Source organism: Novosphingobium nitrogenifigens DSM 19370, assembly GCF_000192575.1.
Taxonomy (GTDB): Bacteria; Pseudomonadota; Alphaproteobacteria; order Sphingomonadales; family Sphingomonadaceae; genus Novosphingobium; species Novosphingobium nitrogenifigens.
In genome coordinates this window covers 248335-271826 of record NZ_GL876935.1, presented here as the reverse complement: position 1 = coordinate 271826, position 23492 = coordinate 248335, and the positions used below count along the sequence as shown (strand labels likewise).

Annotated in this window: 18 protein-coding genes; 10 read left to right on the top strand and 8 right to left on the bottom strand. The window is 64.0% G+C overall.

The window, feature by feature from the left end; all coding sequences use genetic code 11:
- The first annotated feature begins 223 nt into the window (after positions 1 to 223).
- The 4 genes from Y88_RS17395 to Y88_RS17380 all read left to right on the top strand — a co-directional run bounded on the left by Y88_RS17395 (position 224) and on the right by Y88_RS17380 (position 9234).
- The gene (locus Y88_RS17395; protein WP_008071645.1) at positions 224 to 1099 is read left to right on the top strand and encodes an arginyltransferase; all 876 of its coding nucleotides are present in this window, start codon (positions 224 to 226) and stop codon (positions 1097 to 1099) included.
- Complete coding sequence (locus tag Y88_RS17390; protein ID WP_018075591.1) at positions 1065 to 3584, top strand: autotransporter assembly complex protein TamA; 2520 nt, start codon at positions 1065 to 1067, stop codon at positions 3582 to 3584. Before Y88_RS17395 ends, Y88_RS17390 begins: the two co-directional genes overlap by 35 nt.
- Positions 3584 to 7846, top strand: coding sequence for a translocation/assembly module TamB domain-containing protein (locus Y88_RS17385; protein ID WP_008071639.1), 4263 nt, complete (start codon positions 3584 to 3586; stop codon positions 7844 to 7846). The genes Y88_RS17390 and Y88_RS17385 overlap by 1 nt, the downstream gene beginning before the upstream one ends.
- 125 nt (positions 7847 to 7971) lie before the next feature.
- Entirely contained in the window at positions 7972 to 9234 is a 1263-nt protein-coding gene (locus Y88_RS17380) for a glycosyltransferase (protein ID WP_018075592.1), read from the top strand.
- 85 nt (positions 9235 to 9319) lie between these two features.
- Here Y88_RS17380 and Y88_RS17375 read toward each other — a convergent pair whose 3' ends face one another.
- Positions 9320 to 10747 (bottom strand): aldehyde dehydrogenase family protein, encoded by a 1428-nt coding sequence (locus Y88_RS17375; protein ID WP_008071635.1) that lies wholly within the window; start codon positions 10745 to 10747, stop codon positions 9320 to 9322.
- A gap of 262 nt (positions 10748 to 11009) precedes the next feature.
- Here Y88_RS17375 and Y88_RS17370 point away from each other — a divergent pair, with 262 nt between their 5' ends.
- Entirely contained in the window at positions 11010 to 13319 is a 2310-nt protein-coding gene (locus tag Y88_RS17370) for an EAL domain-containing protein (RefSeq protein WP_008071631.1), read from the top strand.
- Positions 13320 to 13339: 20 nt separating this feature from the next.
- Here Y88_RS17370 and Y88_RS17365 read toward each other — a convergent pair whose 3' ends face one another.
- The 4 genes from Y88_RS17365 to map all read right to left on the bottom strand — a co-directional run bounded on the left by Y88_RS17365 (position 13340) and on the right by map (position 17081).
- Positions 13340 to 13840 carry a CHAP domain-containing protein gene (locus Y88_RS17365; RefSeq protein WP_008071629.1) on the bottom strand — a complete coding sequence of 167 codons (501 nt, stop codon included), beginning with the start codon at positions 13838 to 13840 and terminating at the stop codon, positions 13340 to 13342.
- Positions 13841 to 14061: 221 nt separating this feature from the next.
- Positions 14062 to 15471 (bottom strand): type I glutamate--ammonia ligase, encoded by a 1410-nt coding sequence (glnA, locus tag Y88_RS17360; protein ID WP_008071627.1) that lies wholly within the window; start codon positions 15469 to 15471, stop codon positions 14062 to 14064.
- A gap of 155 nt (positions 15472 to 15626) precedes the next feature.
- Positions 15627 to 15965, bottom strand: coding sequence for a P-II family nitrogen regulator (locus Y88_RS17355; protein WP_008071625.1), 339 nt, complete (start codon positions 15963 to 15965; stop codon positions 15627 to 15629).
- A 282-nt stretch (positions 15966 to 16247) separates the two neighbouring features.
- The gene (gene map, locus Y88_RS17350) at positions 16248 to 17081 is read right to left on the bottom strand and encodes a type I methionyl aminopeptidase (protein WP_008071623.1); all 834 of its coding nucleotides are present in this window, start codon (positions 17079 to 17081) and stop codon (positions 16248 to 16250) included.
- Between the two features lie 86 nt (positions 17082 to 17167).
- On the opposite strand from map, the gene Y88_RS17345 reads away from it, so the two are divergent.
- From Y88_RS17345 to argC, 3 genes are read left to right on the top strand one after another with little or no spacing between them, the layout of a single operon-like run.
- Complete coding sequence (locus Y88_RS17345; RefSeq protein WP_026166894.1) at positions 17168 to 18586, top strand: leucyl aminopeptidase family protein; 1419 nt, start codon at positions 17168 to 17170, stop codon at positions 18584 to 18586.
- Positions 18587 to 18643: 57 nt separating this feature from the next.
- On the top strand, positions 18644 to 19003 hold the full coding sequence (locus Y88_RS17340) for an SH3 domain-containing protein (RefSeq protein WP_008071620.1): 360 nt from the start codon (positions 18644 to 18646) through the stop codon (positions 19001 to 19003).
- The gene (gene argC, locus Y88_RS17335) at positions 19000 to 19929 is read left to right on the top strand and encodes an N-acetyl-gamma-glutamyl-phosphate reductase (protein WP_008071611.1); all 930 of its coding nucleotides are present in this window, start codon (positions 19000 to 19002) and stop codon (positions 19927 to 19929) included. The genes Y88_RS17340 and argC overlap by 4 nt, the downstream gene beginning before the upstream one ends.
- Here the strand turns inward: argC and Y88_RS17330 are convergent, their stop codons facing one another.
- Positions 19930 to 21324 carry an alkaline phosphatase family protein gene (locus tag Y88_RS17330; protein WP_008071609.1) on the bottom strand — a complete coding sequence of 465 codons (1395 nt, stop codon included), beginning with the start codon at positions 21322 to 21324 and terminating at the stop codon, positions 19930 to 19932.
- Positions 21325 to 21420: 96 nt separating this feature from the next.
- Positions 21421 to 21738 (bottom strand): 2Fe-2S iron-sulfur cluster-binding protein, encoded by a 318-nt coding sequence (locus Y88_RS17325; RefSeq protein ID WP_008071608.1) that lies wholly within the window; start codon positions 21736 to 21738, stop codon positions 21421 to 21423.
- A 191-nt stretch (positions 21739 to 21929) separates the two neighbouring features.
- Between Y88_RS17325 and Y88_RS17320 the strand changes: the two genes are divergently transcribed.
- Positions 21930 to 22547 (top strand): DNA-3-methyladenine glycosylase family protein, encoded by a 618-nt coding sequence (locus Y88_RS17320; protein ID WP_008071607.1) that lies wholly within the window; start codon positions 21930 to 21932, stop codon positions 22545 to 22547.
- 7 nt (positions 22548 to 22554) lie between these two features.
- Here Y88_RS17320 and Y88_RS17315 read toward each other — a convergent pair whose 3' ends face one another.
- Positions 22555 to 22848: a 4a-hydroxytetrahydrobiopterin dehydratase gene (locus Y88_RS17315; RefSeq protein ID WP_008071606.1), complete on the bottom strand. Its 294-nt coding sequence runs from the start codon at positions 22846 to 22848 to the stop codon at positions 22555 to 22557.
- 64 nt (positions 22849 to 22912) lie between these two features.
- On the opposite strand from Y88_RS17315, the gene ccmA reads away from it, so the two are divergent.
- The gene (gene ccmA / locus Y88_RS17310; RefSeq protein WP_008071605.1) at positions 22913 to 23488 is read left to right on the top strand and encodes a heme ABC exporter ATP-binding protein CcmA; all 576 of its coding nucleotides are present in this window, start codon (positions 22913 to 22915) and stop codon (positions 23486 to 23488) included.
- The last annotated feature ends 4 nt before the right edge of the window (positions 23489 to 23492 follow it).

The following is a 23492-nucleotide window of genomic DNA, read 5'->3' as shown; positions in this document are numbered from 1 at the left end:
GTGTCCTGTCTCGGGACAGTGCGTCGGCTTTCGCGAAAAACAGCATCATCAAATGCGTCGATAGCTCGTCTTTCGAGGCGAAATGCAGTTAACGGCCTTTAACCGCAAGGCGGGCTGGGGCATTGTCGGGCGGTCGGTTCGACATGTCGCAGGCCCTTCAACAAGGGTATGTGCAAGTCGGGCGCGGCACAGGACGCTTCTTCAAGAAAAGATGGTCAGGGTCGTGAGCGCACCGGTTCGTTTTCCTCGCTTCTTCGTCACCAGCCCGATGCCGTGCCCCTATTTGCCGGGCCGCACCGAGCGGAAGGTGTTTACCGAACTCAAGGGTGAGAACGCGGACGACCTTAACGACGCGCTGAGCCGCATCGGGTTTCGCCGCAGCCAGACGGTTGCCTATCGCCCCAGTTGCGTCGGGTGCACGGCCTGCGTTTCCGTGCGGGTGGTTGCGGGCGAGTTCACGCCTTCGTCCAGCCAGCGCAAGACCTTGCGTCAGAATGACGACCTTGTCGTCACGCTGAGCAAGCCATGGTCGACACCCGAACAGTACGAGCTGTTGCAGGCTTATCTCGCCGTTCGGCACCCCGGCGGGGGCATGGCGGCGATGGATGAAGTCGATTTTGCCGACATGGTGGAACATACGCCCGTTACAAGTTATGTGATCGAGTACAGGGAGCCCAATGCCGATGGCACTCCGGGGCGCTTGGTCGGGGCTTGCCTGACCGATCGTCAGGGGGATGGGCTTTCTATGGTTTACAGTTTCTACGACCCCCACCATCCGACGCGGACCGGGCTTGGCACGTTCATCATTCTTGATCACATCCGGCATGCGGCGCGGGGCGGGCTCCCTTATGTCTATCTCGGCTATTGGGTCGAGGGATCGGCACGGATGCAGTACAAGGTCCGCTTCCGGCCGATGGAGCGGCTCGACCGTGACGGTTGGGTGCGTTTCGATCCCGATGAACAAGCCCACGCCATCGACCGGGCGTCCGTGCTCTCCCGCGCAGAACTGCTTGCCGCAGCCGGGATCGATACCGACGGTAACAGCACCGGCGGGCTCAACAAGGATGGTCTCGCTTCGGCAGGTCTCGTCCGCGTTTGACGGCCGCGTGCCGCTCGGCCTCGATGGGCTCGCGGCGGTAGTGCGTGGAGTGGTCCTGCTCGTTCCAGGCTGTCTTGCCGGGATGGCGCTGATCCCGATCGGGGCTTTGGCCCAGACGGCAGCGACGCAGAGTGCAACGACTGAGGCGGCAACGGGGCAGGCAGTAACGGGGCAGGCAGTAACAACGGGGCAAACCCCTGTTGCGACTTCGGCGGCTGCAACATCGGTTCAACCTGGCGGCCAATCCATTGCCCAGCCTTCAGCCCCGGCTCCCTCGTCCGATGCCGCGCTCAATGACCTGATCCCCGATGCGGCGGTGAAGGATCCTGAACTCTGGGCGCTCGACACCGATGCGGCAAAGCAGGCTCCTGATCCGTCCACTTTGCCGTCGGTGAGTTCGCTTGATGGGGCGGGGCTTGACGGGACGGGCGCCACGACGGCGACGACACCGCCGACCGAGGTGCAGAAGTCGGAAGCCGTGAAAGGGGCACAGGCACCCGAGACCTTTCCCGGCATCACCATTCCCTGGCCGGACACGACCGACTTGCCTCCGGTTCAGCAGCTCGCGCCCGACCCCGACATCAGCGACGCAGAATCGGTCGCGCGCGAGGCCAGCGAGGCGCTCGATATCGCGCTCCCGCGTGGCGGATGGCGCGGTCCGTTCGGGGCCGACGCGGTGATCGAACATGTGGGGACAGGTGTCGAACTCGCGTTCCCGCGCGACGCGGTCATTCCCGAAGCCGATGACCTGACCGACCGTTTCGCGGCCCTGTCGTCACTGCGCGCGCTCGACAAGAGCAGCGACAACCTCGCCCAGATCTCGCGCCGGGCGCGGGAAGACAGTGCCGTCCTGCTGCAGGTCCTGCACCTTTACGGCTATTATGATGCCGAGATCAGTCAGTCGATGCCGGGGCTTGACGACGGCGTTGCCTCGGCGGCAGCCAACGACCCCACCAAGTCGGCCGCAGGCAAAGTCGTGGTGCGGTTCGAGATCGTGCCGGGTATGCGGTATCAGATCGGCGAGCTTGATATCGGTAACATCAACCATGTTCCCGATGCGCAGCAGATCCTGGCGGCATTTGCCCTCAAGACCGGGGATCCGGCCAATACCGAATCGATTCAGGCCGCCCGCGACCGTCTGATCGATAAGCTCGGAACGATCGGCTATGCTTTTGCCAAAGTCGATGACGCGGCGCTCAGTGTCGATCACGAGACCCATCTGGCGGATCTGACGATTCCGACCGCGACCGGTGGCAAATATGTTTTCGGGCAAGTCACCAGTTCGATGCCGCGTTTCATCAATGCGCGCCATTTGCAGCGGATTGCCCGTTTCCGGCCGGGACGGACATTCGACCACCGCCTGATCGACGATTTCCGTCAGGCGGTACTGGCCACCGGATTTGTCGGCTCGGTCAAGATCACCCCGCGCGAAGTGGTTGCGCCCACGGCAACCAGCCCGGGTGTCGCGGATATCGACGTAAAGCTTGCCAAGGGTCCGCAGCACACCATCGCCGGGCAGATCGGCCAGTCGAGCGGGGAAGGGTTCCGGCTCGAAGCGAGCTGGGAAGACCGCAATTTCTTTCCGCCCGAAGGGATGCTGCGGTTCCGCGCGGTGCTGGGCACGCGCGAACAACTTGCCGGGGTCACCTTCCGACGCAGCAATTTTCTGGCCCGGGATCAGGCGCTCAATGTCGATCTCTATGCCCAGACCCAGGATACCGACGCGTACAATGCCCATATCGTGTCGGCTGCGGCGAGCATTGCCAAGCAGACCACGCTTATTTTCCAGAAGGCTTGGTCCTATTCGCTCGGGGTTGAAGTGCTGGCGACGAGCGAACTTGCCGCAGGGTCGGCAGCGGGGACGGCTCGCACGACCTATTTCATCGGTGCCTTGCCGGGAAAAGTGTCGTTCGACCGCAGCGACAACCTGCTCGATCCGACCAAGGGGTTTCGCATCGCACTGGCGGTCTCACCCGAAATCTCGGTGCAGGACGGACCGAAGTCGACTTATGTGAAATCACAATTCGATGCCAGCGTGTACCAGCACGTGACGAGCGGCGTCGTGCTGGCCGCACGCACCCGGATCGGGACGATCCGGGGCACCGTGATCGACAACATCGCGCCCTCGCGCCGGTTCTATGCGGGCGGCGGCGCCTCGATCCGCGGGTTCGGCTATCAGTCGGTGGGGCCCAAGGATTCGACCGGAACGCCCGTCGGGGCCCTGTCGCTCAGCGAGTTCTCGCTCGAGGCGCGGATCAAGACCGGCATTTTCGGCGGTGGGTTCAGTATCGTTCCCTTCGTGGATGCCGGCATGGCGGGCAGCACGTCGACCCCGACGATGAAGGGCGCCAAGATCGGCGCGGGGATCGGCGTGCGTTACAAGACTCCTTTCGGCCCGATCCGTCTCGACGTCGGCACGCCGCTCAATCCTTCGCCAGGTGACAACCGCATCGGGGTCTATGTGGCTCTGGGGCAGGCTTTCTGATGGCGGAGGAGAACGACATCGTTCCCCCGGCGGAAGGAGGCGTCGCGGCTGTTCCGCCGCAGCGTGGTTTCGTGGCGACATGGAGCCGGCGGATCGCGCTCACCCTGTTCGGGCTGGCGGGGATCATGCTGCTCGGCCTTGCCGTGCTCGATTCCGCGCTCGGCCATCGCCTGATTACCGACCGGGTCGCCGCGCTGAAATTGCAGAGCGGTCTGGTCATTCATATCGGCCGGATCGAAGGATCGCTGTTCGGCCGGTCGCAGTTGCACGACATCGTGCTGGCTGATCCGCATGGCCGCTTCATGAAAGTGCCCGATGCGGAACTCGACTGGCGGCCGCTTCCCGCGATCCGGCTCGTGCTGGGGTGGGGCGGCGGTGGCCTCGACATTCGCACGCTGGCCTTGCATCGCGGCCTGCTGCTGCGGGCGCCACATCTTAATCCGGGCGATCCCAATTCGCCGATCCTGCCCGATTTCGACATCCGCATCGACCGCTTTGCCGTCGATGGACTGACGGTTGCCCCGGGTCTTGCCGGAGCGCGGCGGAAGATCGATTTCGTCGCCAGTGCCGACGTGCATGGCGGGCGTGTCAAAGTCCGGCTGGGCGGCAAGCTCGGCGGCAAGGACAGGCTGGCGCTTCATCTCGACAGTGAGCCCGACCGCGACCGCTTCGTGCTCGATCTCGATTATCGCGCGCCCAAGGATGGCGTTCTGGCCGGGCTGACCGGGGTGCATCGTGCCATCGTCGCGCGGGTCGGGGGTTCGGGCCACTTCTCGCAATGGCACGGCTGGGGGGCGGCTTATGTCGATGGACGGCGCCTTGCGGGCGCGGTGCTCGATAATCGCTCCGGAACGTACAGCCTGCTCGGGCTTGTCCGCCCCCAGACCGCGTCGCACGGTGCCCTTGCGCAACTGGCGGGCGATCGAGTGGCCGTGCGGTGGAACGGGACGTTCGCGGCCAGTCGCCTTGACGGTACGTTCCACGCACACAACGCACTGCTGCGGTTCGATGCAAAAGGTGCGCTCGATCTGGCCCGCAACCGCGCCGACGATTTTGCGCTGACCTTGCGCCTCGATCGTCCGGACTTGCTTCCCGTCGATTTTGTCGATGTGGTTCAGCCGGGGCAGGCCGTGCTCAAGGCTTCGCTCAACGGACCGTTCACGGATCTGGCCGTTCGTCACGATCTTACCCTGACACGGCTCGTGACCAAGGCTGCACGTTTCGATCAGATGCATACCTCGGGCGTGGCGCATTGGCGCGGCGGGCGGCTGACGCTGCCTTTGGCGGTGAGCGCGGCGCGGATCGATACCGACAATCCCTGGCTCGACCGGCATCTGGCGGGAACCACCCTCGACGGCACGCTGACGTATGGCAACGGGCGTCTTTCGGGCGACGGCTGGCGCGTGAAGGCGCATCAGCTCGACGGCAACTTCGCGCTCAAGGGTGATACCGGGCGCGGCGGTTACGCTCTTGCAGGGCGGATCGACAGTCATGGACTGGTCGTTCCCAAATTCGGCGTATTCGATGCGACCGGCAAGCTGGTGGTGACGTTCGCACGCGGCTTGCCGTGGATGATGGCTGCCAATTACGGCGGTACGGTCAGCCGGTTCGAAAGCGGCGGTGCAACAAGCCTCCTGGGACCAAAGGCGAAAGTGACAGGCGGTCTCCACTGGGGTGGGGGAACGATCCCTCTGCGCCTGACCGGCGTTCGGATCGAATCCCAGCGCGCGACGATCATGGGGAATGCGACCTATGGCGACGACAAGCGGTTCCAGCTCGATTTGACCGGACGTCACGCCGAATACGGGGCTTTCGATGCCAAGGCGATGTTCGGCGGACATGGGACGAGTGGAGAGATGCACCTTGCCAATCCGGTTCCGGCCGTCGGTATTCGCAATGTCACTTTGACGCTCGCGACTGCGCCGGGCGGGTATCGTGTGGTGGGCAAGGGGGATTCGCGCCTCGGGCCGCTGACCGCGACGGTCGACATTCTTGCTCCCAAGGATGCCCCGACCAACACTCCGACGCGGATCACGCTGACGGATGTGCGCGTCTATGATACACGTCTGACCGGGACGCTGACCTTGGGGGACAACGGTCTGGACGGGGATCTGGCACTTGCTGGCGGAGGCCTTGACGGGACCATTCGTCTTGCCGGGCGCACTGGCGGCGTGGGCGTCGGCGGCCAAGCGGTCGAGGCGACGATCAATGCCCGGGCAGCGAAGTTCGGTGGGGATCGTCCGATTTCGATAGCGCAGGCCAATATTACGGCCAACGGGCTGTTTTCCAATGACAACACCACGCTCGAAGGATCTTTGAAAGCGCAGGGGATCTCGGTCGGAAACTTCTTCATCGGGCGCCTGATCGCCGATGCGGCAGTGGTCAACGGCACAGGGTCGGTCACGGCTTCTCTGGCAGGGCGCCGTGGTACCCGCTTTGCCTTGCAGGGGACAGCGGCGTTCGCGTCCGACAAGGTCATAGTCTTTGTCGCGGGCGATTACGCGGGGACCACGATCTCAATGCCACGCCGCGCCATTTTCGAGCGCGAAGGCGCGGGCTGGCGGCTCGAACCGAGCCAGATCAGTTTCGGTAGCAGTGCGGTCATTGCTGAGGGGCATTTCGGCGGTGGGCCGACCGATCTTCATCTGGCGGTATCGCGGATGCCGCTCTCGGTTCTCGACATCGTCTACGCGGACCTTGGCATGGGCGGGCTCGTGTCTGGGCAGATCGACTATCGCAACGATCATACCGGGCGCCCGTCGGGGCACGCGGCGCTTCAGATCAAGGGGGTGAGCCGATCCGGGCTGGTGCTCAGTTCGCGTCCGCTCGATCTCGCCTTGGTTGCTTCGCTCGATGCCAATTCGTTGCAGGCGCGTGCCGTTGCCAAGGACGGCACCGCCTTGCGTGGCCGTCTTCAGGCGCTCATTTCCGACCTGCCTCGTGGCGGGACCATGCTCGACCGCATTCGTGCAGGGGCCTTGCGCGCGCAATTGCGCTATGCCGGACCCGCCGATGCCTTGTGGCGCATGGCGGCAATCGACGCCTTCGACTTGACCGGACCGGTCGGGATTGCCGCCGACATCAGCGGGAACCTCGACAATCCGCAGATCTCGGGGGCTGTGGCCAGCCACGGACTGCGTGCCCAGAGCGCAGTCAGCGGATCGGACATCAAGAACATCGACCTTTCCGGCAGCTTCAACGCGTCACATCTTTCGCTCGCGCACTTTGCCGGAACGACGCCCAACGGCGGTCGGATCGTCGGCAGCGGCTCGGTCGATCTCAGCGATGTCTCGACCCGGGGGCCGCGGATCGATCTGCGGTTGGGGGCGGTCAATGCCGAGTTGATCAACCGGCCCGAAATGGGCGGCACGATCAGCGGACCGGTACGGATCGTTTCGGATGGCCACGGCGGCACGGTCGCCGGACGCCTGCAGATAGAGAATGCGCGCTGGGCGCTGGGGCGTACCAGTGCGAGCCAGACTTTGCCCACGATCGCGGTGACCGAACGGAACGCCCCGGTGGATACGCCGCCGTCACGCCCACGTAACCAGCCATGGAAATTGTTGATCGACGCGAAGGGTTCGAACCGCATCGACGTTCGAGGTATGGGTCTGGAAAGTGAATGGTCTGGTGACGTGCGAATTCGGGGCGATACCGCAAATCCGCAGATATTCGGTTCGGCCGAAGTGATCCGGGGCAGTTACGAATTTGCAGGCAAGCGGTTCGACCTGTCGCGCGGGCGCATCCGTTTCACTGGAGAGGTGCCGATCGATCCCCAGCTGGACATCGTTGCGACCGGGGACGCCAACAGCGTCACCGCGACGATCAGCATTGCCGGATCGGCGCTCAAACCTTCGATCACGTTCTCCTCTACGCCGTCGCTTCCCGAAGAGGAATTGCTCAGCCGCATTCTGTTCGGCAGCTCGATCACCCAGATTTCGGCACCGGAAGCCGTGCAACTGGCGGCCGCACTGGCGTCGCTGCGCGGTGGAGGCGGGCTCGATCCGATCAACAAGCTGCGCGGCGCGATCGGGCTCGATCGCCTGCGCGTGATCAGCGCGGATACGACCACCGGTCGCGGAACTTCGCTGGCTGTCGGAAAATACCTTGGTCGACGTTTTTACGTGGAGCTTGTGACCGACGGTCGCGGCTATAGCGCCAGCTCGATCGAATTTCGTCTGACTCGCTGGATAGCCTTGCTGGCGACGGTTTCGACGATTGACGACGAATCGATAAACCTCAAGGTCAGCAAGGATTATTGAGCGATGATTGCGCCACCGGGCCTCGCGGATCTCCATGCATCGGGTGACGGTGATGTGACACCAAAAATTACAAAAGTTCACGTTCCTGCGTCACCAACATGTCATACCATCGGGGTTGTACTACTATGGTGAAAAACGTTGACCCTGGGCGCCCAATCTGTGACCTCACTCAAAGCTATGCCCCCCTCGGGGGCGGCGGTATCGGTACCTATCTGCGCGAGAAGCGGGATTATGTACTGTCCCATACCGACCTGAAGCTGTTGCAGATCGTGCCCGGATCCGAGGATCGCGTCATCGAGCATGGTCGCCACATCTGGGTTGAAATCCGCGCGGGAAAGGTGCGGGGAAGCCCGAATTATCGTTTCATCCTGAGGACTTCGGCCGTGCGCGAAGTGCTCGAACGCTATCGCCCGCAAGTCATTGAATCGCAGTGCCCGTGGGTCTTGCCGTGGACCGCGATCAACTATCGTCGCGCGCATCCCGAAACCGCATTGGTGGCCGGGTACCACACCGATTTCCCCAATACTCACGTCCATCGCGTAGGCTCGGCGCTGTTCGGCGATTTCGTGGCCGGAGGACTGCGGCGGCTTTCGGCAAGCTATGCCGAAATGACCTATCGCGAATTCGATCGCGTCTACACGCTGGGGCAGGACATGCGTTCGGTCCTTGCCGGGTATCGCGTGCCCCATGTGGACGTCTTGTCGCTGGGGGTTGATGCGCGGATTTTCCATCCCGAGCGTCGCGATCCCGGTCTGCGGGCCGAACTCGGCCTTCCTCCCGGCGATGGTCCGCTGCTGATCTATGCGGGACGCATAGACAATGAAAAGCGGGCCGATCGCCTGCTGTCGATGTTCCGTCTTCTGCCCCCCGAACTGGGTGCGGCCATGGTTTTGGTCGGCGACGGAAAGTTGCGGGCTTCCATGGCGGAAGCAGCGCAAGGCCTGCCGATCGCCTTGCCCGGTTATTGCGCCAACCGTCATGAACTGGCGCGCCTGCTCGCTTCTGCGGACATCTATGTCTCGGCAATGGCCGACGAGACATTCGGATTGTCGGTGCTGGAAGCACAGGCCTGCGGTTTGCCGGTGGTCGGTTTCGCGTCCGGCGCAATGGTGCAGCGTGTCTTGCCGGGGCTCGGCAAGCTGGTCCCGCTCGACGATGTCGAAGCCATGGCCCATGCCGTCATGCAGGTCTGGCAAGGCGATTGCGCGGCAACCGGACGTCTCGCGCGCGCCCATGTGTCGTCCCACTATGCGTGGGAGCGGACGTTCGAACGCCTGTTCAACGAAGTTTATCCGCAGGCCTTGTCCGAAGCCTGGCGCCGCCGCCGCCGTGCAGGCTGGTTCCGGCGTGGAGAGCAGGACAGTCTTGCCAGCGTCAAGGCGGGCTGATCTTTTGAAATCCTGACAGGTGGAACGATGCCGGGGCAGGACCCCGGCATCGTCCGTTTTTACCTGTCGTGTTTTTCCCTGTCGTTCAGGCGATCACGATCGTCTTGATTTCCATGAAGTCCTTGAGCCCGTGGCGACCGCCCTCGCGGCCGTTGCCCGACTGCTTGTAGCCGCCAAAGGCGCCGCCCTTGACGCCGCCCCACTGGTTCACCGCGACAAGGCCTGCACGCAGCTTGCCGACGATGCCCTTGGCCGTTTCCGGATTGCCGGTGACCGTCGCCGAGAGGCCGTAGCTGGTGCGATTGGCCAGTTCGATCCCTTCTTCGAGCGTGTCGTAGGTGGTGATCGTCGCCACCGGGCCGAAGGTTTCCTCGTGGAAAATGGTCATGTCGGGCGTCACGTCGGAAAAGACAGTCGGACGGATGAAATAGCCGCGATTGACGCTGTCGGGCAGGCCGGGGCCGCCTTGCAGCAGGCTTGCGCCTTCCTCGATCGACTTTTCGATCAGGCCCTGCACCTTGGACCACTGCGCCTTGTTGACGACCGGGCCGATATGCGCGCCTTCCTCGGCGGGGCTGCCGACTTTGACTGCGGCGAAATAATCGCGAACGAAAGCTTCGGCTTCGGCCTTGCGTGCGGTCGGCACCAGCAGGCGCGTGGGCGCGATGCAGCTCTGGCCGGTATTGGCCACGACCCCTTGCAGCGTTCCGGGCAGGTTCGCGGCAAAATCGGCGTCTTCCAGAACCAGATTGGGCGACTTGCCGCCCAATTCCTGATGCACGCGCTTGACCGTGTCAGCGGCGTTCTTGGCGATCTGGATGCCCGCGCGGGTCGATCCGGTGAAGCTTACCATGTCGACGTCGAGATGCGTGGTCAGCGCTACGCCGACGCCCAGGCCGTCGCCCTGGACGAGATTGAACACGCCTGCCGGAACGCCCGCTGCGTCGAGGATTTCCGCGAAGATGGCCGCATTCGACGGACATTCTTCCGAAGGCTTCAATACCACGGTGTTACCGGCCAGGATGCAGGGTGCGACTTTGGCGCAGATCTGGTTGAGCGGCCAGTTCCACGGGGTGATCGCCGCGACCACGCCGATGGGTTCATAGACGATCCGGGCATTGGGCGCGCCGACTACCGGTTCTTCCCATTCGAAATCGTCGACCGCTTCGAGCGTGCCGAGCAGATAGCTGATCCCGGCGCCGACCTGGGCGGTCGCGGCAAAGCTGATGGGCGCGCCCATTTCCTCGCTGATGACTTTGGCAAGGTCGGGGATGCGCTTCTTGTATTCGGCGATGATCCGCGCCAGCAAGGCCTTGCGCTCGTCGAGCGTGGTCTGGCTGTAGCTGACGAAAGCCTTGCGGGCGGCGGCGACGGCCTTGTTAACATCGGCCTGGCTGCCGAGCGTGATCGCGGCGCAGGGTTCTTCGGTGGCCGGATTGATCACCTCGTAACGGCGACCGCCTTCGCTCTCCACCCAATGGCCATCGATATAGTGTTTCAACAGTTCGCGCATGGTTCCTCCAAAGGCGTGGGCATCAGTGTGCTCCTGATTGCCTCATTGTCCGACAGTGTGAAGCCCTCGCCGGAAAATGCAAGATTGGTTGCGGTATGCAACTTTATTTTCGGGGCGAAGCGCGCTGTCCTGCCGGTGGCCGTCAAAGGGTCAGTATCGCTTGAAAAAACGGCGGATTTACAGCCGATCGGATGGTTGAAGTGGTGGAGCTTGTTAGCCGACGCTAACTGTTTGTTTGTCAAATTCATGCAAGTCTGCAGGCATGGGGTTCGCAGCTCGGAAATCCTATGATGCCGAACGGCAGATCGCGACCGGGGTACGAACCGGTTGGGTCGCTCTTGCGACGTTTTTCGGCCTTGTTGCGCTCTCACTCATCCTCATCGGTGCGCTCAAGCACGCCATCGACGGGGCCGACGACCTGGTCCGTTCCGACGAGCGCCAGCTTGTTCAGCGGTTCCTCATGCGCTCGCTTGAAAGCGAGGCGGTGGAGAACAGTGGCCTCTTCAAATGGGACGATGCCGTCATCCATGCCCAGCTTCTGGACAGTCCCTGGCTCGACCGTGAGTTTGGCGACTATTCGCTGGAATCGCACGAGAAACATCGTTCCTTTCTGGTTGCGTCGGACGGTCGCCTGCTGCGCTCGTGGAAAGACGGCGTCCCGACGGGAGACAGCAGTTACCAGCAGGTCCGTTGGTCGGTCGAAGCCCTGATCGCCCGGAGCGCGCAAACGGGACAGGTTCTCGGGAGTATCGCGGGCTATCGGACGCTGGCCGATCATGTGCGCTGGCCGATCGGGCGGGACGGGCTGATGTTGCCGCGCTGGGCAGGGGGGCTGGTCGGCGTCGAAGGGCGTCCGCAACTGGTCACCGTGGCGACGATCGTACCCGATCTCGATGCTCGCCTGCTGAACCGTAGTCCTGCCTATTTCGTGACCATGCAGCCGCTCGATCAGGCTGCGATCGTTGGCATGCGGCGCAATCTGGTCATGTCCGATCTCGTTGTCAGTGCCGCCGGGCCTGCTGCCCATGCTGAAAACGCGATTCCCTTGACTGGCGTTGACGGCGCTCGGCTGGGCTGGCTGGTGTGGCATGCGAAAAGCCCGGGGCCGACCATCCTGCGCCGCGCCGCGCCGATGCTGTGGGTCTGGTTGTTGTTCTTCGTCGGGGTCGTGGTTGGCGGCGGCGTCATTCTGCGCCGCATGTGGCGCGTGACGCGCGAATTGCTGGTCAGCGAAGCACAGGCGCGTCACAATGCCTTGCACGACGGGATGTCGGGGCTGCCCAACCGCATGTATTACATGCAGCGCCTGCACGAGGAACTGGCCCGCCATCTCGCGGGGGAAGTGCGGGGGGATGTCTTTGTCGCCTATCTCGATCTCGACGGGTTCAAGGGGGTCAACGATGCGCTCGGGCACCACGTCGGGGACGAACTTGTCCGGCAGGTCGCCATGCGGTTGCGCCATGTGCTGCCGGCAGGTGACTTCATCGCCCGGTTCGGGGGCGACGAATTCGTCCTGATGCGCTGCGCCGAAGGCGGACGAGCCCAGGCCGACGCCTTTGGACAGGATGTCATGACCTTGATGCGCGAGCCGTTTCTGGTCGTGGGGCATACGATCGAGGTTACGTGCAGTTGTGGGATCAGCTGGGGCCCCTCGCACAGCGAGGACCCGGGCGAACTGCTGCGTCGTGCCGACATCGCCCTTTACCGCGCCAAGCAGCTCGGCCGGGCGCGCTATCGGCGTTTCACGCGCGACATGGATGCCAGCGTCAAGCTTCGTTCCGAACTGGAAGTCGAATTGCGCCGCGCCATCGCTCGCGACGAGCTCACGATGGCCTATCAGCCGATCGTCAACGTCGGAGACGAGCGGATCGTCGGGGTCGAGGCGCTGTTGCGCTGGAACCACCCGGAGCGGGGAGCCATTCGTCCCGACTTGTTCATACCGATCGCCGAACAGAGCGGGCTGATGACGGTGCTGGGGACCTGGATGCTGCGGCGGGTCTTTACCGAATGTCGCGATTGGCCGACCTGCGACATTTCGGTCAATCTGTCGCCGTTGCAGATCATGGCCGGGAATTTCGTGGCGACGATGGCGGGGCTTGTTGAAGAGACCGGGATCGACCCGCGGCGCGTGGTTCTCGAAGTGACCGAGGGCATGATGCTCGACCGGTCCGAACATGTCGCGACCATGCTGGGCGAACTCAATGCGATGGGGTTCCGTATCGCGCTCGACGACTTCGGGATCGGTTATTCGAGCCTCAGTTATTTGCGCTCGTTCCAGTTCGAACGGATCAAGATCGACCGCTCGTTCGTCTCGAACATCGAGAGCGATACCGATGCTCATGCGATTCTGTGCACGATCGCCTCGCTCGGACGGAGCCTGCGGATGAAGGTCGTCGCCGAGGGCGTCGAGACCGACAGCCAGTTGCAACTGGTGCAGGCGGCTGGATGTGGGCTGGTGCAGGGCTATCTGTTCTGGAAGGCGATGCCCGGTAATGAGGCTCGCAACCTTCTCGTCGATCAACTGGCCGAAGCGGAGCGCCTGACGGCCAGAACGTGGATCGCGAAGGGCTGATACCCTGAATGAGTCCGCTATTATCCGTTGTCAGAAGTCCGGTCGCCGGCATTGCTGGCGGTTTCGGTCTTGGGGTAGATAAAGCCGAATGCGGACGAGGGGCGCATGCCGAGCGAGCCGGTCGGCGCATACCACACGCGAACCTGCGACCAGTCACCGGCATCGGAAACGTCGACGGCCATGACGCCGCGCTCGACCATGCCGGGGCGCGACCAGTTGGCGTGGCTGATCAGGATGTGGCGTCCGTCGATCACCTTGCTGACAACGGCAACGTGACCCATCGGCATCGAGTGGCTGGCGCGGAACGCGAGGACCGCACCGGGGCGGGGGGCATTGCCGCGGGTATAGACGCCGTCGGCGTGACCCCACCAGTCACGGGCATTACCCGAAAGCTGCACGTCGGAATTGGCGCGAGCATATGTGACGCACTGCAACCGGGCCTGTGCAGGAGCGGGCACGGCGGCAACGGTTGCAAGAGCAACGAGACCGGAGGCGAGGCGCAGGATGGGTGAACGCAACATGAGCGTATTCGTAAGGATTTATGCGGATTCGCGAACCCCTGGGCGGCTCGCTTCGCCGTGCTCGCCCAACCGTTCATCCCGCCTGTAGAGAGGCTGTGGAAAACCCACGGCAAACGTTACCAAATGGTTGCGCAGTGCAAAAAGAAACGCCCGGACCGAGGGGCCGGGCGTTCCTGAAACCGTCTTGCAGGCCGGGGCGACGAAGCGCCCCGGACGCAGGATCAGGCGCTGTAGTACATGTCGAATTCGACCGCCGACGGGGTCGTTTCCCAACGCGACACTTCCGGCCACTTCAGTTCGATGTAGGCATCGATCTGGTCCTTGGTGAACACGCCGCCTTCGAGCAGGAATTCGTAGTCCGCTTCCAGAGCGTCGAGGGCTTCGCGCAGCGAGCCGCAAACGGTGGGAACGAGCGACAGTTCTTCCGGCGGAAGGTCGTAGAGGTTCTTGTCCATGGCTTCGCCCGGGTGGATCTTGTTCTTGATCCCGTCGAGGCCGGCCATGAGCAGGGCCGAGTAAGCGAGGTAGGGGTTGGCCATCGCGTCGGGGAAGCGGAATTCGACGCGCTTCGCCTTGGCGCCAGCGCCATAGGGGATGCGGCACGAAGCCGAACGGTTGCGAGCCGAGTAGGCCAGCAGCACCGGCGCTTCGAAGCCCGGAACCAGACGCTTGTAGCTGTTGGTGGTCGGGTTGGTGAAGGCATTCAGAGCCTTCGCGTGCTTCACGACGCCGCCGATGAAGTAGAGGCAGGTGTCCGAAAGACCGGCATAGCCGTTACCGGCGAAAAGCGGCTTGCCTTCCGACCAGATCGACATGTGGGTGTGCATGCCCGACCCGTTGTCCGCCTTGATCGGCTTGGGCATGAACGTGGCAGTCTTGCCATAGGCCTGTGCGACCTGGTGCACGACGTACTTGTAGATCTGCATGCGGTCGGCGGTGGTGACCAGCGTGCCGAAGGTCAGGCCGAGTTCGTGCTGGGCCGAGGCGACTTCGTGGTGGTGCTTGTCGCAGGGCAGGCCCATTTCGAGCATGGTCTTGACCATTTCGCCGCGGATGTCGACGAGGCTGTCGACCGGAGCGACGGGGAAGTAGCCGCCCTTGGCGCGCGGACGGTGGGCAAGGTTGCCGACTTCGTAGACGCGGTTCGAGTTGGTCGGCAGTTCGATGTCGTCGATCTTGAAGCCGTTGCCGTCGTAGCCGTCGTAGAAGCGCACGTCGTCGAAGACGAAGAATTCAGCTTCCGGGCCGACATAGATGGTATCGCCGATGCCGGTCGCCTTGAGGAAGGCTTCCGCGCGCTTGGCGGTCGAACGCGGGTCGCGGGCGTAGAGTTCGCCGGTCGAGGGTTCGACGATGTCGCAGTTGATGATCAGCATCGGCGAGGCCGAGAACGGATCGACATAGACCGAGTCCAGGTCGGGCTTCAGGATCATGTCGGATTCGTTGATCGCCTTCCAGCCTTCGATCGACGAACCGTCGAACATCAGACCGTTTTCAAGCTCATCCTCGCCGAGCACCGAGGCAACCATCGTCAGGTGCTGCCACTTGCCCTTGGGGTCGGTGAAGCGAAGATCGACCCATTCGATCTCCTCGTCATTGATCCGGGCGACAATGTCCTTAGCAGTTGCCATCGCAAGTCCTTCTGGTTGCCCCGACGGGCGGGGCTTTCGTCTATAAAGGTTGGCGGGAATTCGGGATCGGTTCCGACGGCCGCCCCGTCTTCTCGGGCCGCCGGTGGAAGGAAGCCGGAGACATGCCTTGCAGCGCGCTCCGGTTCCGAAAAGGTTCAGATGGCGTCGTCGTCGCGTTCGCCGGTGCGGATGCGCAGCGCGCTTTCGACCGGAATGACGAAAATCTTGCCGTCGCCGATGCGGCCGGTCTGCGCGGCCTGGGCGATGGCTTCGACCACGCGGTCGACGAGGGCGTCGGCAACGACGACTTCAAGCTTCACCTTGGGCAGGAAGTCGACGACGTATTCGGCGCCACGGTAGAGTTCGGTATGTCCCTTCTGGCGCCCGAAGCCCTTGGCTTCGGTAACGGTGATGCCGGATGCGCCCACTTCGTGCAGCGCTTCCTTCACTTCGTCCAGCTTGAAGGGCTTGATGATCGCTTCGACCTTCTTCACTCGATCAGACCCCTGCGAGCCGGTCCCTGGTTAACACTTCGGACCGGCGGTTGTCCCAATGTGGACGATGCTAACAAGAATCGTGCCACGCCCAGATCCCGATCCCTAGGCCATCGCTGCGCACCGCGAAAGCCGCAAAATGCAGGGTTTGGGCAAGATTGGAATGGTGGCCACCCATTGGACATTATGCAAGTTGCGCGATCGCGGACAAATCCTGCGCAAAATTTGCGCAGGGGTTGCCTAAATATTGTGCACGCCGTGTCCGAAGGGGCTGTTGATGGATCAGGCGTAGGGCGGGTGGTGGCGTCCGGCCGGGCTCAGCGTGAAAATCTCGCAGCCGTCCTCGGTGATGCCCACGGTATGCTCGAACTGCGCCGACAGCGAGCGGTCGCGCGTGACCGCCGTCCAGCCGTCGTCGAGGATCTTTACGCCGGGCTTGCCCAGATTGATCATCGGCTCGATCGTGAAGATCATGCCGGGGCGCAGTTCCGGGCCGGTTCCAGCGCGGGCGGCGTGAATGACTTCGGGCGAGTCATGGAAGAGGCGGCCGATGCCGTGGCCGCAGAAATCGCGTACCACGCCGTACCGCTGGCGTTCGGCATGGGCCTGGATCGCGGCGCCGATATCGCCCAGACGAGCGCCAGGACGCGCCTGTTCGATCCCGATCATCAGGCATTCATAGGTGACGTCGACCAGCCGCTTGGCCTTGAGCGGCACGTCGCCGACCAAGTACATGCGGCTCGAATCCCCGTGCCAGCCGTCGAGCAGGGGAGTGACGTCGATATTGACGATGTCGCCGTCCTTGAGCGTGCGTTCGGACGGAATGCCGTGGCACACGACATGGTTGATCGAGATGCAGCAGGAATGGGTATAGCCGCGATAGCCGAGCGTTGCCGGGACCGCGCCCGCAGCAAGGGTCATATCGCGCACGACAGCGTCGAGGTCGGCTGTCACGGCGCCGGGAACGGCAAGCGGGGCCAAGGCGTCGAGGATCTCGGCAGCCAGTCGGCCCGCCTTGCTCATGCCCTCGAAGGCAGCAGGCCCGTGGAGCTTGATGGTGCCGTCGCGCGGCTGGATGTCGGTATCGTCGGCGATCACGTATTCGGTCATGCCCATACTATAGGGATGGCTGTGCGATATGGCGAGGGGGCATCAAATTCCGCTCGCACTTCGATAGTCGGTGGGGCAAGACTGTGCGCACGATGACTGACAGAAATGCCTTGATCCAGCCCGATCGCGGGCAGAAAGCCGTTTCCATCCAGCTGCTCGACAAGGCCGGATTGGAACCTTTTCTCAAGACCTTGGGCGAGGGGCAGCGCGCGGCGCTTGCCGCCCAGAAATTCGAGGCCGCGCCCGGTGAACTGGCGATCGTGCCTGATGGTACCGGGTGGTATGGCCTGTTCGGAATCAAGGCGGGCGAGGTGCTCGGGACATGGGCTCTCGCCCGTCTGGCAGAGGCTTTGCCGGGAGGCACGTATCGCCTTGCCGCGTCTCCTGCACGACCGTTGCCGCGGTTGGGCGACGCACTCGTCGGCTGGATCTGTGCGCAATACCGCTTCGACCGCTACCGCACCGAAAGTACCGCGACCGAACCGCGCATCCTGCTGTGTTCCGAGTTGCGTGCGATCGAGCCCGCGCTTGCCGAAGCGGCGGCGATCTCGCTCGTGCGCGACCTGGTCAACACGCCTGCCGAAGACATGGGACCGGCGCAGCTTGAAACCGAGGCGCGTTCGCTGGCCAAGGCATTTGGTGCGGAAGTCCACGTGATCGCGGGCGACGCGCTCGAACGCGATTATCCGATGGTCCATGCGGTCGGCCGTGCGGCCTCGCGCCATCACGCTCCCCGCCTGATCGAGCTCGAATGGGGCGATCCGCGCCACCCGCGCGTCGCCATCGTGGGCAAGGGGGTCTGCTTCGATACCGGCGGCCTTGATCTCAAGCCCAGTTCGGGCATGGTGCTCATGAAAAAGGACATGGGGGGCGCGGCTCATGCACTTGCGCTGGCGCGGCTGGTCATGGGCCATGCGCTTCCCGTGCGACTCCACCTCCTGATCCCGGCGGTCGAGAATGCGGTTGCGGGCAATGCCATGCGACCGGGTGACATCCTGCGCTCGCGCAAGGGGCTGTCGGTCGAGATCACCAATACCGATGCCGAAGGGCGCCTGATCCTGGGCGATGCGCTGACCCGCGCGAGCGAAGCCGAGCCGCAACTGGTGATCGACTTTGCTACGTTGACCGGCGCGGCGCGGGTTGCGCTGGGGCCTGATCTTCCCGCGATCTTTGCGCGCAAGGACGCAACGGCGGCGGAATTGTCGGCGGCCGGAGGCGAGCGGGAGGACCCGGTCTGGCGCCTTCCCTTGCATGAGGACTATCGCGACTATCTCAAGTCCGACGTTGCCGACATCGTCAACAGCCATGCCAACGGCTTTGCCGGGGCAAGTGTTGCGGCCCTGTTCCTCGATCGCTTTGTCGGCGAGGGGATCGACTGGGTCCATTACGACACCTTCGCGTGGCGACCGGTGGCAAAGCCGGGGCGGCCCAAGGGTGGCGAGGCACTCGGCCTGCGTGCGGCCTGGGGTCTGTTGCTGGCCCGTTATCGCGATTTGAACCCCGATACTTGAACCGGCACGTCAATTCCATTACGCGCCCGGCTCTGTTTTTACGGGGACACCGGACCTTTGAGCGCTCACATCACTTCTGCCACGGACCTTGCCGCCATCATCGGACGGGAGCTGCCGCTGTGCGGTCGCTCCGAAAAGATCGATCCGCTGCACCGTCCGGTGCGCGGTGATCTTGCCCATATCCGCTGTGCCGGACGCGTTTTCGTGCCGCATTATGCGGTGCCGATGCCGCGTGCGGCCAAGGCCGATGGGGCGGCACTGCGACGAACGGCAGGTGCCGACGCCGAAGTGCTGATCACTTTGGCATCGGGTGACGTGTTCAACGTTCTCGACATTGCCGGTGCCTGGGCTTGGGGCCAGCAGGGCGAGGACGGCTTTGTCGGCTATGTCGCGCTTGACGATCTGGAGGCCCTATGACGACCAGTGTTTTCATTGACGGAGCGGCCGGGACTACCGGGCTCGAAATCGCGGCACGTCTGGCCGGGCGCGAGGAATTCGCACTGGTCACTTTGCCCAACGATCGTCGCAAGGACGCGGCGGCCCGGGCTGAAGCGATCAACGACGCGGATGTCGTGATCCTGTGCCTGCCCGACGATGCGGCGCGTGAGGCGGTTGCTCTGATCGCCAACGATCGCACGCGGGTGATCGATGCCTCGACCGCGCATCGCGTGGCGCAGGGGTGGACGTACGGCTTTCCCGAGATCGTCGGGCGCGAGACGGTTGCCGAGGCCAAGCGGATTGCCAATCCGGGGTGCTATCCGACCGGCTTCATCGCGTTGCTGGCGCCGCTGGTCCGTGCCAATCTCCTGCCCGTTGCATGGCCTTATTCGTGCAATGCGGTTTCGGGCTATTCGGGTGGCGGCAAGGCGCTGATCGAGCGGTTCGAAGCCGATTCCGCGATCGCGTGGCGTGGATACGGTCTGGCGTTCGGTCACAAGCATCTGGCCGAGATGCAGGCCTATGCCCATCTCGCGATCGAGCCGCTGTTCCTTCCCGCCGTCGTGCCTGCCTATCGCGGCATGGTCGTGGAAATCCCGCTGCCGTTGTCGATCATTCCGGGCAATCCCGATCCGATCGCGCTGCGTGAAGCGCTGGCCGCGTTCTATGCCGGTTCGCCGGTCGTCAGCGTGGTCGAGGATGCGCCCGACAGCGGCGAGATCCTCATGCGCGACGGGGCCGAACCGTGGGACGGCCTGCGTCTTCACGTCATTGCCAGCAAGGACGGCGGTCAGGCCCGCCTCGTCGCCGAACTCGACAACCTGGGCAAGGGTGCGAGCGGGGCGGCGGTGCAGAGCCTGAACCTCATCAGCGGGCTGCCCGAAACGGCCGGCTTGCGCCTTTGATCATTTCGCCCGAGAGGTGAGATCAAGGGGAGCCGCTTCTGCATTGGGCAGGGCGGCTCCCATTTCATGGGCGAGGGTCGGGGCGATCGCGCGCATGTCGATCTCGCCCAGGTCGTGGCCCTTGGCGATGCCGGGGCCCGCAATCAGAAACGTCGAACGCATTTCCGGCGCAGCCGGGAAATAGCCGTGCATGCCCTTGTAGGCGCCTGACGGAACCGCAAGAGGCAGGCCGTTGCCGAGATAGGGCGCGGCAATCGCCCCGATTTTCAGATTGACGAAAAAGCTCGGCGGCGGGTTGCCGGTGGCAAAACCGACTTGTCCGGCGGTCACGACGGCGGCGATCCTTGCAGCCGGATCGGCGGCCAGTTTGTTGAGCAGGGCCGCGACGCGAGCCTTGAGTGCGGCGTCGTCTGGGCGCGCCAGCACGATGGCGAACGAGCCGCCGCAAGCCCATGGCGTTGCCTCCCATCCGGTGATCGCGCCCTTGGCATCGACCGTGACCAGTCCGGCCTCGATGAAGGCGTGGTAGAGATTGATCGCGGTATCGGCGGCGGCAAATCCGTGGTCGCTGACCACCGCGATGACCGCATCGGGATGGGCGCGGCGCTCGGTCGCGACGAGATCGCCCACGAGCGTGTCGATCCCTTCGAGCGTGTGGCGCGCTTCGGGTGTATCCGGGCCGGAATGGTGCTCGTCATGGTCGAGCGCGGCGAAATAGACGGTGATGAAGTCGGGAGCGTGGCGTTCGATCAGGGTGCGGGCAAAGCCTGCGCGGTTGCGGTCCCCGGCGAGCGTCTCGTCCTTGCCGTCGGCATAGGCTTCGCCGCGCGCGGCTTCGAGGTCGTTGACAAGGCCCGGCGTCGCCAGTGCGCGCACCAGTTTACGGTCGTCGGCATGGCCGGTGCGCCAGATCTGCGGCAGGTTCCAGGTGACGTGGGCTACCCCGACCGAGACCGGCCAGTGGACATTGGCCGTCGACAATCCGGCCGCATGGGCTGCGTCCCACAGTGTCTGCGCCTTGTTGTCCTCGGCATACCAGAACCAGCCGTCGTCGTTGATGTGCAACGGATCGAACGTCGTGTTGGCGACGATGCCGTGCCGGGCGGGGGCAACCCCGGTGATCAGCGTCGTGTGGCTGGGATAGGTCAGCGTCGGCAGGACGCCGACGACGCTGTGGGCATAGCTGCCGTCGGCAAGGAACTCGGTGAGATGGGGCAGCGACAGCCCGCGCGCCCTGGCGTCGAGCACGTCGGCCGGGCGCAAGCCGTCGATGGAAATGAGGAGGACCGGATGGGCCATGGCCTGTGGCGCGGCGCAAGCGAGCAGCGCCGCGCTGAGAGAGGTATGCAGGACACGGGAAAGCGACGGGAACGGCAAGGCGGGCATCGCGGTCATCCTCGGATGGGGGGTGTTCGAAGGGCGAAAAAAAGGCCCGCGTGCCGGTGAGCAAGCGGGCCTTCTGGTCATGTGTCCAGACTGGTCGTTCCGGGCTCAATCTTCCGGAGCGATAGTGATCCGGGCGCCGTCGAGAGCGTCGGTGATCGACAGCTGGCAGGACAGGCGCGACGTTTCGTTGCGGTGCTCCGAGCTGTCGAGCAGGTCGTTTTCGTCTTCGCTCATCGCGCCGAACTGACCCGCGAATGCCGGGTCCACATAGACGTGGCAGGTCGCGCACGAGCAGCAGCCGCCGCACAGGGCAAGGAGTTCGTCGAAACCGTTGTCGCGGATCGCTTCCATCACGGTAAGGCCGGTCGAGGCCTCGATGGTGGTCTCTTCGCCGGCACGGTTCACGACAGTCAGCTTCGGCATCGTCAAGGTCTCCGTCTGGTCTGGCTCAGCCATCGCGGTCGATCGACCGTAACGCGGCTGGTCGCCTTTGGGCAGGGCTGCTATCGCTCGGGCAGGGCTTTGGCAAGTCTGCCCCGCTGCGACGTCAAAAAGGAAGGGGCACCGGCCCGGCGACGGGACATGCGCAGGGCACGAGAGGATGACCACACGCAATGGGATTGACCGCAGACCAGATCCGTACCGGGATGGATCATGTTGCCGCACAGGCTCCCGCTCTGGAGCGGGCTCTGGCGCGCGTCGGCTATCCCGAGCCGCGCATCCGTGACCGTGGCTGGCGCACGCTCTTGCGCACGATCGTGGGGCAGCAGGTGAGTGTGGCGGCGGCTGCGTCGGTATGGTCGCGGCTCGAGGCGCTGCTGGGGCAGGGCATGGCCCCAGCAGCCGTGCTGGCGGCATCCTTCGACGATCTGCGGGCCTGTGGCCTGTCGCGCCAGAAACAGGGCTACGCGCGCTCGTTGTGCGAACTGGTCGAAGAGGGGGCGATCGATTTCGAGGCGCTCCCCGGCGATGACGAGGCAGCGATCGAACTGCTTACCCGGATCAAGGGGATCGGTCGCTGGTCGGCGGAAATCTACCTGCTCTTTGCCGAAGGGCGTCCCGACATCTGGCCGGCCGGAGATCTTGCGGTTCAGGTTGGTCTGGCAAAGCTGCTCGACTTGCCCGAGCGGCCCGACGAACGCACGACCCGCAGCCTTGCCGACGACTGGCGCCCGCATCGCGGCTCGGTCGCGATCTTTACCTGGCACTGCTATAACAATCCTGCGCTTTAGGCGCATTTCATCCCGCAAAGCGGTCGATTGCCGAGGCCAGGGCAAGGTCGCGTCGGGACAGGCCCCCGGCGTCATGCGTGGTCAGGCGAATGTCGACGCGGTTCCAGACATTGAACCATTCGGGGTGGTGATCGGCCTTCTCGGCCAGGATCGCCACGCGTGTCATGAAGGCAAAGGCTTCGGCAAAGTCGGAAAAGAGGAAGCGACGGGTAATGGCGAGGCCATCGTCGGCAAGGCTCCACGCGGGCAGCCGGGCAAGGCCTTCGTCGCATTCTGCGGGGCTCAGGCGGGTGAGGCTCATGGCGGGATAACTTCCCCTTGGCGGTTCTTGTTCGGGAACCGGGTTTCCCGTATCGCAGCCCGTCATGCAATCCTGCCGCCTTGCCGCTCATGACATTTCCTGCCGCCGTGGCGATCGGGTTCTCCTGCGCGGTGTGGGTTTTCGGTTGCGTTCGGGCGAGGCGCTCCATCTTGCCGGGCCGAACGGGATCGGTAAATCGAGCCTGCTGCGCATTCTTGCCGGGCTTTTGCGGCCGTTTTCCGGACATGTCGAAGCCGAAGGGGGCATGGCGTTGAGCGACGAACGTCTGCCGCTTGACGTGCACCGCCCGCTTGGCGCGGCGCTCGATTTCTGGCGTCAGCTCGACGGGGCGGCGGACGTCTGCAACGACTTCGGGCTCGAGGACTTGCTCGATGTGCCGGTGCGCTATCTGTCGACGGGACAGCGCAAGCGGGCGGCGCTCGCCTGCCTTGCGACCGGCGGCGCACGCATCTGGTTGCTCGACGAACCGCTCAACGGGCTCGATGCGCATTGGGCAACGGCGGCGCAAGCGGCGATCGAGGCGCATCGCGCGCGGGGCGGCATCGCCGTGATCGCGTCGCACCAACCGCTCGAACTGCAACGGCTGGAAGTCCTGCCGTTGCTGGATCATGTCGGCTGAGGGG

Excerpts from the sequence above, each read along its gene's own strand:
- Y88_RS17390 (WP_018075591.1), top strand. The coding sequence starts at position 1,065 with ATGGTCTCGCTTCGGCAGGTCTCGTCCGCGTTTGACGGCCGCGTGCCG.
- Y88_RS17385 (WP_008071639.1), top strand. The coding sequence starts at position 3,584 with ATGGCGGAGGAGAACGACATCGTTCCCCCGGCGGAAGGAGGCGTCGCG.
- Y88_RS17380 (WP_018075592.1), top strand. The coding sequence starts at position 7,972 with ATGGTGAAAAACGTTGACCCTGGGCGCCCAATCTGTGACCTCACTCAA.
- Y88_RS17375 (WP_008071635.1), bottom strand. The coding sequence starts at position 10,747 with ATGCGCGAACTGTTGAAACACTATATCGATGGCCATTGGGTGGAGAGC.
- Y88_RS17370 (WP_008071631.1), top strand. The coding sequence starts at position 11,010 with ATGGGGTTCGCAGCTCGGAAATCCTATGATGCCGAACGGCAGATCGCG.
- Y88_RS17365 (WP_008071629.1), bottom strand. The coding sequence starts at position 13,840 with ATGTTGCGTTCACCCATCCTGCGCCTCGCCTCCGGTCTCGTTGCTCTT.
- glnA (WP_008071627.1), bottom strand. The coding sequence starts at position 15,471 with ATGGCAACTGCTAAGGACATTGTCGCCCGGATCAATGACGAGGAGATC.
- map (WP_008071623.1), bottom strand. The coding sequence starts at position 17,081 with ATGGGCATGACCGAATACGTGATCGCCGACGATACCGACATCCAGCCG.
- Y88_RS17345 (WP_026166894.1), top strand. The coding sequence starts at position 17,168 with ATGACTGACAGAAATGCCTTGATCCAGCCCGATCGCGGGCAGAAAGCC.
- argC (WP_008071611.1), top strand. The coding sequence starts at position 19,000 with ATGACGACCAGTGTTTTCATTGACGGAGCGGCCGGGACTACCGGGCTC.
- Y88_RS17330 (WP_008071609.1), bottom strand. The coding sequence starts at position 21,324 with ATGACCGCGATGCCCGCCTTGCCGTTCCCGTCGCTTTCCCGTGTCCTG.
- Y88_RS17325 (WP_008071608.1), bottom strand. The coding sequence starts at position 21,738 with ATGCCGAAGCTGACTGTCGTGAACCGTGCCGGCGAAGAGACCACCATC.
- Y88_RS17320 (WP_008071607.1), top strand. The coding sequence starts at position 21,930 with ATGGGATTGACCGCAGACCAGATCCGTACCGGGATGGATCATGTTGCC.
- Y88_RS17315 (WP_008071606.1), bottom strand. The coding sequence starts at position 22,848 with ATGAGCCTCACCCGCCTGAGCCCCGCAGAATGCGACGAAGGCCTTGCC.
- ccmA (WP_008071605.1), top strand. The coding sequence starts at position 22,913 with ATGCAATCCTGCCGCCTTGCCGCTCATGACATTTCCTGCCGCCGTGGC.